Here is a 13,470-nt window from a genome sequence, read left to right as displayed (position 1 = left end):
TCTTTTTTCATGAGAATGCTTCCCAACGGTCGGTTTTAAAGCCCGTTTTACAGGCTCAAATTCAATAAGTGATGTGGAGATTGGACATGTCAGCGCCATCCGTTTTGATTGCTGGATGTGGCGATATCGGGAGCCGACTGGCCTCCCAACTTATGCCTGATGACTGGACCGTGTACGGCCTGCGCCGCTCGGTAGAGAAACTGCCCAATGGCGTACTCGGCGTCAGCGGCGATCTTTTCGACCCCCGGATTCCCGCCCACTGGCCTGAAGGCCGGCTTGATTACCTGGTCTACTGCGCCACACCCACTGACCGTGATGAGGCGGGTTACAGAGCGGCTTATGTAGAAGGCCTTCGGCACGTGCTGGGCTGGAGCGAGCGCAGCGGACAGAGACCGAAGCGGATATTTTTCGTATCCAGCAGCAGCGTTTATGGTCAGCAGCACGGCGAATGGGTTGATGAAACGTCGCCCGTCGAAGCTACCGGGTATTCGGGCCAAGTCATGCGCGAGGCGGAGCAAGTGGCGCTGAACAGCGGGGTGCCAGCGACCATCGTCAGGTTGACCGGAATCTATGGTCCGGGACGCAGTGACCTGATGAATCGGGTGCGGCAGGGCTACAGCGTTGCGATCGATCCGCCGCTGTATGGCAATCGCATTCATGCCGACGATGCGGCCGGCCTGCTGGCGTTTTTACTACGGACGGCTGCGGACGAGCTAGCGCTGGAAGACTGCTATATCGGCGTCGACGATGCGCCCGCGCCGCTGGCCGAAGTGGTCGACTGGATGCGTAAGCGTCTGGGTGTTACAGAGTGGTCCGATGAAAACAACGTGCGCCGCGCCGGCAGCAAGCGCTGCAGCAATGCCCGCGCCAAGGCGCTGGGCTGGACGCCGCGTTATGCGACCTATAAAGAAGGCTATGAGGCGATGCTGGCAGATCAGCCGAACTAGCTCGCTTTGGCGCCGATTGGTAGGACCGGCTTTAGCCGGGAAGGCGTCAGGTTAACAACCGGAAAATCGAGGTTGTATGGACTGGCCTCTTCCCGGCTGAAGCAGGTGCTACCCTTCGTATGCGATAGTCAGTTCTTCTCAAGCACCCAGCGTTTCTCGCCCGGGCGCAGGTCAGGCATTTCAGTGGCCTGGGCGTTGTTGACCGCCTGGAACAACTCCAGCTGTTTGCCGTTACGGACGAAAATCCACGGGTTGCCGCGCTCGTTCTTCTCCAGCCACATGCTGTCGTATTCACCGCTCATGGCCGCGCAGTCGCCAGCGAGGCACAGTGCGTAGCGATCATTGCCCGGCAGGCCACTCACGCTGCCGTCTGGCAGAAACTCAACCGTGCTGCCCTGACCCTCGCCATTGACGATGGTCCATTTGCCGCCAAGGTAGGCGGTGTAAAGCGCGCGCTCAAAGCTGGTGCCGGGTTGGGCGCCAGCCGGAGGCGCTTCTTTCGGCGAGCGGAAATGCTGCTCGGGTCCGGTATCGCTGGCGCGCTGCACAAGCTCGTCGCCCTTGATGGTCAGTTCATCAGACGCATTGCCGTAGAAGTCGACGCGCAGCTTGCCGTCGGCACTACTGGCGATCTTGCCTTCACTCAGCTCGAAGCCGTTTGAAGCAGTGGCTTGTCCGGCCTTGGTGTTGATGTTCCATTCCAGATTGGGGCCGTAGGCCAGCAGCGCCTGACGCAGATTGCCGCCTTGGCCTGCAGCGTCAATGGCGGCCTGGTTGATCCAGGTGCCGTCCGGGCTTTTGTCGGAGTGGCTGGCGCAGCCGCTGAGCAGTGCGACCAGCAGCGAGAGGGCAAACGCAACGCGCATGGGTGGAGTCCTTCCTTTTCTGAGGAGGCGGAGCGTGCTTGAGCTCCGCACCGGGATTTACTCGACGACCAGAATGGCGTCCATTTCGACCTGCGCGCCACGCGGCAGCGCAGCAACGCCAATGGCGGCACGCGCCGGGTACGGCTGCTCGAAATACTGGCCCATGATCTCGTTGACCTTGGCGAAGTGGCTCAGGTCGGTGAGGAAGATATTCAGCTTGACGATGTCCTTGAACGAACCGCCTGCGGCTTCGGCCACAGCTTTCAGGTTTTCGAAGACCTGAACGGTCTGAGCCTCAAAGCCTTCGACCAGCTCCATGGTCTTCGGGTCCAGCGGAATCTGGCCCGACATGTACACGGTGTTGCCCGCCTTGATTGCCTGGGAATAGGTGCCGATGGCGGCGGGGGCTTTGTCGCTGGAGATGACGGTCTTGCTCATGAAAAACTCCTGTCTGCGGTTTGACTACGCGCGCATACGGGTGATGCGGATCACGCCGGCCAGGGCGCGCAGCTTCTTGATCACACGGGCCAGATGCACGCGGTCGTGCACGCTGACCACCAGTTGGACCACGCTGATACGACCATCGCGTTCATCCATACTGATTTTTTCGATGTTGCCGTCCGCGGCATTGACGCTGCTGGCGAGCAGAGCGATCAGGCCGCGCTGGTGCTCCAGTTCGACGCGCAATTCGACATTGAATTCGCCAGTAACGTCTTTGGCCCATGACAGCTGAATGCACTTCTCGGGGTTGTGGCGGATTTCCGCGATGTTCCGACAATTGTCCAGGTGCACGACCATGCCTTTGCCCGCCGACAGATGCCCGACGATCGGGTCCCCCGGAATGGGTGTGCAGCACTTGGCGTAACTGAGGACCAAGCCCTCGGTGCCACGAATGGCCAGAGGACCTTCGGCGTTCGGCAGTTGATCGCCTTCACTGGCCAGCAATCGGCGAGCAACCACATACGCCATGCGATTGCCCAGGCCGATGTCTTCGAGCAGGTCTTCGATGACCTCGACCCGGTATTCGGTGAGGATCAAACGCACGCGTTCGGCCGGAATCTTTTCCAGCGTGCTGTCGAAGCCGTTGAGAACCTTGTTCAACAAGCGTTCGCCGAGATTGATCGACTCCGACCGGCGTTGCAGTTTGAGCGCATGACGGATGTGCGTGCGGGCCTTGCCGGTCACGACAAAGTTGAGCCAGGCCGGATTAGGGCGTGCTCCCGGCGCACTGACAATCTCGACGGTCGAGCCGCTTTGCAGCGGTTCGGAAAGCGGAGCCAGTCGGCGATTGATCCGGCAGGCGATGCAGCTGTTGCCGACGTCAGTGTGGACGGCATATGCGAAGTCCACCGCCGTAGAGCCTTTCGGCAGCTCCATGATCCGGCCCTTGGGCGTGAACACGTAGACCTCGTCCGGGAACAGGTCAATCTTCACGCTTTCGATGAATTCCAGCGAATTGCCCGCACGCTGCTGCATTTCCAGCACGCCCTTGACCCACTGACGGGCCCGCGCGTGGGTGCTCTTGGGCTGTTCATCGCCAGACGACTTGTACAGCCAGTGCGCGGCGATGCCGTTGTTGGCCATCTCTTCCATTTCGCGGGTACGAATCTGGATCTCGATGGGCACGCCATGCATACCGAACAGAGTAGTGTGCAGCGATTGATAGCCGTTGGCTTTCGGGATCGCGATGTAATCCTTGAAGCGGCCGGGTAGTGGCTTGTACAAATTATGTACAGCGCCGAGCACGCGATAGCAGGTGTCGACCTTGTCGACGATGATCCTGAACGCGTAGACGTCCATGATCTCGTTGAAGGCCCGGCGCTTGCCGCGCATCTTTTTGTAGATGCCATACAAATGCTTTTGGCGGCCGCTGACTTCGCCTTCGATGCCATCGACGGCAAGGCAGTGGCTCAGCGATTCTTCGATCTTGTTGACCAGTTCCTTGCGGTTACCGCGCGCGCGCTTGACCGCCTGGCCGATGCGCGAAGAGCGCATCGGGTACATCGCCTTGAAACCGAGGTCCTCGAATTCGATGCGCACGCTATGCATGCCAAGGCGATTGGCGATAGGGGCGTAGATTTCGAGAGTTTCTTTGGCGATGCGGCGGCGCTTCTCTCCGGAAAGGACTTCAAGCGTGCGCATGTTATGCAGGCGGTCGGCGAGCTTGACCAGAATCACGCGGATGTCCCGCGCCATGGCCATCGCCATCTTCTGGAAGTTCTCGGCCTGAGCTTCGGCTTTGGTCTCGAAGTTCATCTGGGTCAGTTTGCTGACCCCATCGACGAGTTCGGCCACCGTTTCACCAAACTGTGCGCAGAGCGCTTCTTTGGCGATGCCGGTGTCTTCAATCACGTCATGCAGCATGGCAGCCATCAGGCTCTGATGGTCCATATGCATGTCGGCAAGGATGTTGGCCACCGCCAGCGGATGCGTGACGTAGGCTTCGCCGCTACGACGGCGTTGGCCGTCGTGGGCTTGTTCGGCGTAGAAGTACGCCCGGCGGACCAGGTTGACCTGGTCTGCGCCGAGGTAGGTCGAGAGGCGATCGGCGAGGGCGTCTATGCTCGGCAAGATAATTCTCCTTGCCGCAGGCTGTGACCCTGCGCCTTGCTACGTCGACCAGGCATAGGCTTAGACGGCCTCGCTGGACTCGTCCTCGAATGCGGCGAACAGTGGTTCATCTTCAACGATTTCGGCTTCTGCGATAACAGCGTAATCCATCAGGCCTGCAGCGATTTCACGCAGGGCCACTACGGTAGGCTTGTCGTTTTCCCATGCCAGCTTTGGCTCTTTGCCACCGGTCGCCAATTGACGCGAGCGCTTGGTGGCGAGCATGACCAGCTCAAAACGGTTATCTACATGTTCCAGGCAGTCTTCAACGGTCACGCGGGCCATGGGTATTCCTCGTAGCAAATGCGATATGCGCGGTGCCCGAATGGGCGAGCGGACTCGACAGTCTAAAAAATCACCAGCGTTTAGGGAAGCGCTGATTTTGAATGGGTCGGTTTTGCCTGATAAAACGGTCAGGCCAGCAATTGAGCCAACAACTCGGTGTGGCGCTGCTGCTGATGCTCCTGGCTCAGCAAGTTGGCGCGGAAGATTGCTTTCAGGTCTTCAAGCGCCGTGGCGAAATCGTCGTTGATCACAATGTAATCGTATTCGGCGTAGTGACTCATCTCGCTGACGGCTTCGCGCATACGGCCTTCGATGATCTCGTCACTGTCCTGACCTCGATTGGTCAGACGCTGGCGCAGCGCCTGCTGAGTCGGTGGCAGAATGAAGATCGAGCGTGCGCGGGGCATCAGTTTGCGAACCTGCTCCGCACCTTGCCAGTCGATCTCCAGAATCAGGTCATGACCTTCGTCCAGTGTCTGCTGCAAACGGCTCTGTGACGTCCCGTACATGTTGCCGAAGACTTCAGCCTGTTCGAGAAAGTCGCCGTGCTCGATCATGCGCACGAACTCGGCGCGGTCGACGAAGTGGTAGTTCACGCCGTCTGCTTCGCCCGGACGCATGGCCCGGGTGGTGTGTGACACCGACACGCGGATCTGCGGCTGAGCGTTGATCAGGGCGTTGACCAGGCTGGTCTTGCCTGCGCCCGATGGGGCGGAAATGATGTACAGGGTGCCGGTGCTGTGGGTCATGTCAGAGGTGGCCTTACTCAATGTTCTGCACTTGTTCGCGCATCTGCTCAATCAACACTTTGAGGTTGACGGCGGCTTGCGTGCTTCGAGGATCAAAGGCTTTGGAGCCCAGGGTGTTGGCTTCGCGGTTGAGCTCTTGCATCAAGAAGTCCAGCCGGCGCCCGGCCTGCCCGCCGGCTTTGAGTACGCGGCGTACTTCGGTGACGTGAGTGCTCAGGCGGTCGAGTTCTTCGGCGACGTCGCTTTTTTGCGCCAGCAGGACCATTTCCTGTTCCAGACGCTGCGGATCGAGCTCGGCCTTCATGTCGGCAAAGCGATCGAGCACCTTCTGGCGCTGGGCAGCGAGCATCTGCGGCACGAGCGTACGCAAGGTCGCGACTTCAGTTTTGATCGCGGTAAGCCGTTCGTCCAGAAGCCTGGCCAGGTCGGCGCCTTCGCGGGCGCGACCGGCCTTGAGCTCTTCGAGCGCTTCGTTGAACAAGGCCAGTGCGTCGTTGTTCAGCGCTTGCGGGTCGGCAGCGTCGGCCACCAGAACACCGGGCCAGGCCAGCACTTCAAGCGGGTTCAGCGCAGCAGGTTGCTTGATCAGGCTGGCAACCATCTCCGCTGCCGCGACCAGTTGCCCTGCGCGCTCGCGATCAACCTGCAGCGGTTTGCCTGCGGTTTCTTCAGTAAAACGCAGGGTGCATTCGATTTTGCCGCGGGACAGGCCTTGGCGCAGGGCCTCACGCACGGCGCCTTCCAGGTCACGGAATGACTCCGGCAGCCGCAGATGGGGTTCGAGGTAACGGTGATTGACCGAGCGCATTTCCCAGCTCAGCGTGCCTTGTGGGCCGGCTCGTTCAGCGCGGGCAAAAGCCGTCATGCTGTGCACCATGGGAAGTACCTCTATAAATTCAGGCGGTTGCGGATAGCCGGACCGGTATGAATCCCCGGCAACGTGTCGTGGGGAAACGACTGGCTATAAAGGCGCAGGATTGTAGCTCAGTGCAGGGTGTGCGCCCAAATGTGGCATTGTCGCAAGCGATGCGCGGCGTAGTAATCCTGCTGGCCGGCAGTGCAAATCTGCGGCGCCGGTCGTGAGCAATGCGTCATTAGATGTCCCAAGCCGTGTATGCACCTCTATAATGCAGGCCAGTTTTCCGTCTCCCAGTACAGGTATCCCAGATGAAACGTCCAAGTGGTCGCGCTGCCGATCAGCTTCGCCCGATCCGCATCACCCGCAACTACACCAAGCACGCCGAGGGTTCTGTGCTGGTCGAGTTCGGTGATACCAAGGTGATCTGCACAGTCAGCGTTGAAAACGGCGTTCCGCGTTTTCTCAAGGGCCAGGGCCAAGGCTGGTTGACGGCTGAATACGGCATGCTCCCTCGTGCAACCGGCGAGCGTAACCAGCGCGAAGCCAGCCGTGGCAAGCAGGGCGGCCGTACCCTCGAGATCCAGCGCCTGATCGGGCGCTCGCTGCGCGCGGCACTGGACATGTCCAAACTCGGTGAAATCACCCTGTACGTCGACTGCGACGTGATCCAGGCGGACGGCGGGACGCGCACTGCGTCGATCACCGGCTCCATGGTTGCGCTGATCGATGCACTCAAATCGATCAAGAAGCGTGGCGGCCTCAAGGGTGGCGATCCGTTGAAGCAGATGATCGCGGCCGTATCGGTGGGCATGTATCAGGGTGAGCCGGTCCTGGACCTGGATTATCTGGAAGACTCTGCGGCCGAGACCGACCTCAACGTGGTCATGACCAATGCGGGCGGTTTCATCGAAGTGCAGGGCACTGCCGAAGGCGCGCCATTCCAGCCTGAAGACCTGAACGCAATGTTGGCACTGGCTCAAAAAGGCATGAATGAAATCTTCGAGCTGCAGCAGGCGGCACTGGCCGACTGATCGATTTTCAATAAGTTAGAACACTACGTCAGAGCGCTGCATCAAAACAGGGAAAGCATGATGATCGAGAGTCAGTCGCCGTTGCCTACGCCGAGTAAAGAAGTTCGTCAGTGGGCGATGCTGTGCCACTTCGCTGCGTTTTTCGGCCTGATCTTTCCGTTCGGCAATTTGCTTGGGCCGCTCATCGTCTGGCAGCTCAAGAAAGAAGTCGACCCGTACATCGATGCCCAGGGCAAGGAAGCCCTTAATTTTCAGATCACCGTCGCCATCGCCGCGATGATCTGTTTTTTGCTGATGGTGGTGATCATCGGCTTTCCGCTATTGATGCTGGTGGGCGTCGGCGCGCTGGTGCTGACGATCATCGCGGGCGTCAAGGTCAATGACGGCATTGCCTACCGCTATCCGTTCACCTGGCGATTGATCAAATAAATGCTCAAGAAAATCAGGTGATTGCCTGATCTGCGGACAAACAAAAGCCGACTTCACGTCGGCTTTTTTTGAGCAACTGAACGTCAGATGGTGAGCGTCCAGTCGTAGTCCACGATCAGCGGCGCGTGTTGCGAGAAGCGCGGCTGGCGTGGCAGGCGCGCACTGCGTACGAAACGGCGCAGGCCCGGGGTCAGCAACTGATAATCGAAGCGCCAGCCCAGGTTGAGCATCTCGGCCTGTTCGTTATCCGGCCACCAGCTGTACTGATCGCCTTCACGGCTGACTTCGCGCAGGGCATCGACATAACCCATGTTGCCAACGATCTCGTCCATCCATGCACGCTCTGGTGCCAGGAAGCCTGGAGATTGCTGGCTGTCACGCCAGTTCTTGATGTCCAGCTTCTGTTGCGCCACGTACAGCGAGCCACAGTAAATGTACTCGCGACGTTTGCGCCGCTGCTTGTCGAGGTACTTGCCGAAATCGTCCATGAGCTTGAATTTCTGATTCAAGTCTTCATCGCCGTTCATCCCGGAAGGAAGCAGCAAGGTCGCGATACTGACTTTGTCGAAATCTGCCTGCAGGTAACGCCCGTAACGGTCAGCCGTCTCGAAACCAAGACCGTTGATAACCGCCTTCGGTTGCAGCCGCGAGTAAAGCGCCACGCCACCCTGGGCAGGGACTTCGGCTTCGCAGGCGTATAGGAAGTAGCCGTCCAGTTGGAAGGCTGGGTCGTCCAGTTCAAAGGCGGAGGCGCGGGTGTCCTGAAGGCAGATGACGTCGGCATTCTGGGCTTGCAGCCAACTGAGCAAACCACGCTCGACTGCAGCCTGAATACCATTAACGTTCACACTGATGATCCGCATAAATGGCCCCAAAAATCACGTGCGTGTATGATACCCGAGCTCTACCTAATTAGCTAAATCCGTGGTATTCGGGGCTTTTTTCATGCAGGCGTATCAACGCGATTTCATTCGTTTTGCCATCGATCGCGGAGTTTTGCGCTTCGGTGAGTTCACTTTGAAGTCTGGGCGCACCAGTCCTTACTTCTTCAATGCCGGTCTTTTCAACAGTGGTTCGGCCCTTGCCCAGCTGGGTAAGTTCTACGCCGCCGCCGTTGTTGAAAGCGGTATCTCCTTCGACGTTCTGTTCGGTCCGGCCTACAAGGGCATTCCCCTGGCGGCGGCGACCGCCGTGGCGCTTGCCGAGCATCACGGTCTCGACCTCCCTTGGTGCTTCAACCGCAAAGAGGCCAAGGCCCATGGCGAAGGCGGCAGCCTGGTGGGCGCGCCGTTGACCGGCAATGTGCTGATCATCGATGACGTAATAACTGCAGGCACCGCGATTCGCGAAGTCATGCAGATCATTCAGGCCCAGGGCGCGAACGCTGCCGGCGTGCTGATCGCGTTGAACCGCCAGGAGCGCGGCAATGGCGAGCTGTCTGCCATCCAGGAAGTCGAGCGCGATTTCGGCATTCCGGTGGTGAGCATCGTTTCGTTGAATCAGGTGCTGGAATTCCTGGCCGACGATCCGCAGCTCAAGCAGCACTTGCCTGCCGTCGAAGCGTACCGGGCTCAATACGGAATCTGAGCCTCCAAAAGGATGCGGTTTATGCTCAAGCTGGGCACGTTGGGTTTTTGTCTGTCGCTGGGTTTGGGTTGCATCGCAAGCGTTCAAGCGGACGACGCTCCGGGCATCGTGCTGTATCGCTACGTCGACAGTCGCGGCGTGACGGTACTCGATCGCCAGGGCGTGCCGCCAGAGTACGTCGGCAAGGGTTACGAAGTGCTCAATCAGCGTGGTCGCGTGGTGCAGACGATACCGCCTGCACCGTCCGCCGATGAACTGCGCGACGCCCAGGCCGCCAAGCTTCAGTCCGACGCCGATGCGCATTTGCTGCGGCTATACAGCAGCGTCGAAGACGTCGACCGTGCGAAGAATCGTCGACTCGCCGAGCTCGACGGCCTGATCGTCGTCGCGCAAGGCAATATTCAGAACCTCGTCGCGCAGCAAGGCGCGCTTCAGACGCAAGCGGCTGATCAGGAGCGGGCAGGGCGCCCAGTGCCGAAGACGTTGCTTGATCAGATGGACGATCTGCGTGATCAGCAGCAGAACCTGAAAGTCGACATCCTGCGTTACCAGACCGCTCGGACTCAGGCTGAGGCCGAGTTTGCGCAGGATCGCGCGCGTTTGCAGAAGCTTCTCGGTCGGTAAGGCAGCCGTTCAGGCGTTACTCCTGAACGATCAACACCGGGACGGTTTCAAGCTTCATCTCCCGCGCAACCGCCAACCGGTGATTGCCGTTCATTACGGGGTAAAACCCGCCCGCCATGGGGCTGACATGGATAGGCGGCAAATATTGCCCGTCCATAATTTCCGACTTGATCGCATCGAAACGTTCCTTGATCAGCTCCCTTCCATTGGTCGTCAGCAATTGCGGGTTAATCTGCCGGACGTTGGCCTGGAGCGCAGGGTCCACCCGCCACGTTTTCTCGACGGCGTGATCGTAGAATCCGGAGATGCTCACCCGATTGTTGGTAAAGGCGTCCAGATAAATATCGTCATACACATCACGCAACGCCAGACTTGCGGCGCCATCGCGGGTTGTGTAGACGAACAGTGGTGCACCGTCATCCATCGCTGTCTTTATCAAGCTGAGCTGCTCCGGGGTGGCGCTGATGTTATTGGCCTCGATGACCTCTTCCAGAGCTGTGAAGGATTTGACCTGAGCACCCAGCCTTGTGTGGACCGGCTTTGCGAGGGGGCTCCTTATCGCGCCCCGCCCCGACATCGGATACCCCACCCTGCCATTGACCCTTTGCAATGCGGCCGTGGTCGATTGCCGGACGATCAAGGGCGGGCCATACGCCATGCCGGATTCGATTAGATAATACCGGCCCAAGGTGCCAGACACGGCGTTGGATAGCTGGCGGACTGGCACGTTCTGGATTCCGCTGACTTCGGCCAGCGTGTCAAAGGCACCGGTGCCACGCCATTGCTCGGGCACGGTGATGGTGGGAATACCCGACACATGGCGCAAGCCCGCTGCCAGGTCGGAGGCCGGCACTGCGTAGCTGCGCAATCTGCTGGCCAGCGCGTGAAAGGCGTTTAGATCAAATGCTTTTGCCCCTGCAAGCCTGTTCACCGCGCCGGGCATAAACGTGCCCGCAGTCTTCATTGCACGTTGGAACTGAGTGGACCGCATGATGACCTCGGTCGACAGCGAGGCGAACCGTGGCAAGACCTTTGTGATGAGTAGCTTTCCTGCCCTGAATGCCAGCTGGATCGTACCCCGCAGAAGCTTGAGAGCAGGTATGCCAAATGTCAGTACCTCAAGTGCGCATACGACGGCTGGGGCTTCGCCTGTGATGATCGAATTAATACAACTGAGCCCCGGCACGATCAGCGCGAGCTCGCGCAAAGGCGTCGGGTAGTTGTTGGCGACTTCCTCAGAACCCGTTTCATGCCGGAGTCGCTGATAGGCGTCATGGGGGTAGAAAAACAGGTGGTGGCTGGCGACGGCGATCGAAATGGCGTTTAAACGAGGGGAGGTGAGCGGCGTGGGTATGTCGTTATCAGGCTCCCCGATAGGGGCGAGCTCAGTGATGACTTCGCTGATGACCAAAGACACTGCGCCGCTCACCGGTGCAGAAAGCGAGGCGTAGGCGTTCCAATCGACGCCGATCTCGCTGCCAGAGACGACTTCCAGAAATGAAGGCAGGGCAGACGGATGAGTGTGCTTGCGCTTGGTCGGTATCGCCATCCTGGCGTGCCGGATGGCTATGCCTTTCAACGGGAAGAGTTCGTAGAAGAACGAGGTGTTCTGGTAGCTACATTCAAGGATAAAGCCATACCGGCCTCGCGCGCGCTCCCTATCCTGAACGCTTTCCATGCCCGCGATTTTTCCCGTGAACGTTCGCAGCGTATGAATCCTCACCCTCCCGTAGTGCAACGCTCGTCGATCCTCTCCCGGTATTTGCGCCCACAGGCTGTCGATAATGAACGTGTAGGCCCGCCTGGACTGAGCCTCATAGAATCGGTAACTCCCTTCAAACATCAGCGGAATGTCGATGCCTTCGAGCTGATGAGCGATGCTTCCAAACGCCCGATTGACCAGCACTTGGTCATGGGGCGAGACGGGTTGGAATTTATCCATCCCATTTTTCATGTGCCCTGCTGCGAAGACGTCCAGCAGGTAAAACTGTGCGCCTGAGTACATGTCATCGCTGCGCAGGGAGTAGTCAAACCTGTCCGCAATATTGACGGGGTGCATGATCCGTTTTTTTATCTGCTCAGCGCTGTCCCCGAAAAGTTGGTGCAGCTTCTGCAGTGCCATCTGCACGCGATCAGGCGCCTCACGCGTCAGCCCTTCCGCCGCGCTTACGCCGTTCGCGATATGAGCATCCAGAGCGGATGCCGCCGTGGCCAGTTCCGATAACGAGTAGTCCGTGCGCGCCTTGCCGGATAACACCCCGTTGGCGATCGCCCACGTCAGACTCGGACCCACCCGGGTGGCGGCGATCAGCATCAGCTCTTCAGGGGCGGCTGCTTCGCTCAGCGTCATAGGCAAATGAATCAACGCCTCGAACGTAAGCGTCGCCGCTGCGGCCGGATCCAGCGCGTTGGCGAGGGATACACCGTGAATGAAATTCGCCCATGGCGCCGTGCCGTGGCGCAGGTCTCCGTCGATGCCCTGAACCATAAAATCGGGGAGGGCAGGCGTCAGGATGTGCAGCGCCAACTCTGGAAGTGAGGTTTTGGCCGAGAGTGCAACGAGCAGTTGCTCTCGACGCTGCGGGTAGGTCAAACCCCAGTTTTGCGGCCCCTCCAAGTCATAGCCCGCTATGTAGTCCCGCCGCTGTTGTCGTGGAGGGTTGAGCTCCAGCATCAGCGCTGCCCAAACCAAGTGCTGTCGGATGACTGGAGCCGTGGTTTCGCCCTCGTCACCTCCATACCACTTCAGCGCTGAAAGCAGTTGCCCGGCGAGCGTGTCGGCTTGAGCCGAGCTAATCATTTGTTCGAGGACGATGCTCAGTTGCTGCGCCCGTTTCGCGTTATCGTGGCTTAACGTCGATGGGGGTAAATGTGGCGCCGCAAGCAATAAAAGCAGTGTGTGCGTCCGTGCCGAGTGAGCGTCCTGCGACACTTGTGACTGCACGAAACCCTTCACTGTCTCGCTGATGGTCAGTAAGTCGTCGAACTTGAGGAGTGCGTCGACCCGCTGAGGCAGCGTCATCGAGCGGGCGGGTTGCTCTGCGTCATTCAAGCGCGCACCCGCGCTCAGCAACATCCACTTCTGACAGTCTTCAAGATACAGCGGGTGCCATTCGCGCAGTATCTGCTCCCGGTTTGTCGGCTCGCTGGCGCCTTCGTCACTTGCTTGAGCGGGGGCATTGGGCGACACAACGTTGAAGCGGAAGTTGTCCGAATCGAACTCCACTTCGTACGTGCGGCCATCAAGTTCGATGAACAGCAAGCCGTCGATGTTGTACACGCCATTGAAGGGCCCGACGTCCTCAAGTGCGACGTGCCCGGTCAGCGACTGCGCGCTGACGTAGGGCTCCAATAGACCTGCCGGGGGTGCCAGCGCTGCATCCAGCTGCTCGCCTGGCAAAAGGAGTTTCAATGAGGGTTCTAGTTGAACGGGTTGCGAGGTATTGCGATGCAGCGTGGACATAAAAGGTCTCGAAATAATGA

General features: G+C 59.2%; 13 protein-coding genes. 5 read left to right on the top strand and 8 right to left on the bottom strand.

What is annotated here, in order from left to right:
- Window positions 1–86 precede the first annotated feature (86 nt).
- Complete coding sequence (locus tag AC0Z8Z_RS16110) at window positions 87–947, top strand: SDR family oxidoreductase (RefSeq protein ID WP_485619759.1); 861 nt, start codon at window positions 87–89, stop codon at window positions 945–947.
- Window positions 948–1,075: 128 nt separating this feature from the next.
- Here the strand turns inward: AC0Z8Z_RS16110 and AC0Z8Z_RS16105 are convergent, their stop codons facing one another.
- From AC0Z8Z_RS16105 to AC0Z8Z_RS16080, 6 genes are all read right to left on the bottom strand, one after another.
- A complete protein-coding gene (locus tag AC0Z8Z_RS16105; protein WP_485619758.1) occupies window positions 1,076–1,813 on the bottom strand; it encodes a hypothetical protein in 738 nt (245 codons plus the stop codon).
- A 57-nt stretch (window positions 1,814–1,870) separates the two neighbouring features.
- Window positions 1,871–2,251 (bottom strand): RidA family protein, encoded by a 381-nt coding sequence (locus tag AC0Z8Z_RS16100; RefSeq protein ID WP_205485459.1) that lies wholly within the window; start codon window positions 2,249–2,251, stop codon window positions 1,871–1,873.
- A 24-nt stretch (window positions 2,252–2,275) separates the two neighbouring features.
- Window positions 2,276–4,384, bottom strand: a complete 2,109-nt coding sequence (gene spoT / locus AC0Z8Z_RS16095) for a bifunctional GTP diphosphokinase/guanosine-3',5'-bis pyrophosphate 3'-pyrophosphohydrolase (protein ID WP_122534175.1) — start codon at window positions 4,382–4,384, stop codon at window positions 2,276–2,278.
- 60 nt (window positions 4,385–4,444) lie between these two features.
- Window positions 4,445–4,708: a DNA-directed RNA polymerase subunit omega gene (gene rpoZ, locus AC0Z8Z_RS16090; RefSeq protein WP_025257879.1), complete on the bottom strand. Its 264-nt coding sequence runs from the start codon at window positions 4,706–4,708 to the stop codon at window positions 4,445–4,447.
- Window positions 4,709–4,836: 128 nt separating this feature from the next.
- Complete coding sequence (gmk, locus tag AC0Z8Z_RS16085) at window positions 4,837–5,457, bottom strand: guanylate kinase (RefSeq protein WP_122534174.1); 621 nt, start codon at window positions 5,455–5,457, stop codon at window positions 4,837–4,839.
- A 13-nt stretch (window positions 5,458–5,470) separates the two neighbouring features.
- A complete protein-coding gene (locus AC0Z8Z_RS16080; protein ID WP_122534173.1) occupies window positions 5,471–6,334 on the bottom strand; it encodes a YicC/YloC family endoribonuclease in 864 nt (287 codons plus the stop codon).
- 290 nt (window positions 6,335–6,624) lie between these two features.
- Here AC0Z8Z_RS16080 and rph point away from each other — a divergent pair, with 290 nt between their 5' ends.
- Both rph and AC0Z8Z_RS16070 read left to right on the top strand, forming a co-directional pair.
- Window positions 6,625–7,347 carry a ribonuclease PH gene (gene rph, locus AC0Z8Z_RS16075; protein ID WP_122534172.1) on the top strand — a complete coding sequence of 241 codons (723 nt, stop codon included), beginning with the start codon at window positions 6,625–6,627 and terminating at the stop codon, window positions 7,345–7,347.
- Window positions 7,348–7,407: 60 nt separating this feature from the next.
- Window positions 7,408–7,776, top strand: coding sequence for a DUF4870 domain-containing protein (locus AC0Z8Z_RS16070; RefSeq protein ID WP_192171460.1), 369 nt, complete (start codon window positions 7,408–7,410; stop codon window positions 7,774–7,776).
- 83 nt (window positions 7,777–7,859) lie between these two features.
- Here AC0Z8Z_RS16070 and AC0Z8Z_RS16065 read toward each other — a convergent pair whose 3' ends face one another.
- Window positions 7,860–8,639, bottom strand: coding sequence for an exodeoxyribonuclease III (locus AC0Z8Z_RS16065; RefSeq protein WP_065988229.1), 780 nt, complete (start codon window positions 8,637–8,639; stop codon window positions 7,860–7,862).
- Window positions 8,640–8,721: 82 nt separating this feature from the next.
- Here AC0Z8Z_RS16065 and pyrE point away from each other — a divergent pair, with 82 nt between their 5' ends.
- On the top strand, window positions 8,722–9,363 hold the full coding sequence (gene pyrE, locus AC0Z8Z_RS16060) for an orotate phosphoribosyltransferase (protein WP_485619757.1): 642 nt from the start codon (window positions 8,722–8,724) through the stop codon (window positions 9,361–9,363).
- 12 nt (window positions 9,364–9,375) lie between these two features.
- Window positions 9,376–9,987 (top strand): DUF4124 domain-containing protein, encoded by a 612-nt coding sequence (locus AC0Z8Z_RS16055; RefSeq protein ID WP_438826306.1) that lies wholly within the window; start codon window positions 9,376–9,378, stop codon window positions 9,985–9,987.
- 16 nt (window positions 9,988–10,003) lie between these two features.
- Here the strand turns inward: AC0Z8Z_RS16055 and AC0Z8Z_RS16050 are convergent, their stop codons facing one another.
- Window positions 10,004–13,450, bottom strand: coding sequence for a ParB N-terminal domain-containing protein (locus tag AC0Z8Z_RS16050; RefSeq protein ID WP_485619756.1), 3,447 nt, complete (start codon window positions 13,448–13,450; stop codon window positions 10,004–10,006).
- Window positions 13,451–13,470 lie beyond the last annotated feature (20 nt).

Source organism: Pseudomonas sp. 1L-C-7-B-C1, from assembly GCF_057291635.1.
Note: the sequence above shows the minus strand (reverse complement) of the source record. Positions and strands in the feature narration are given on the sequence as shown.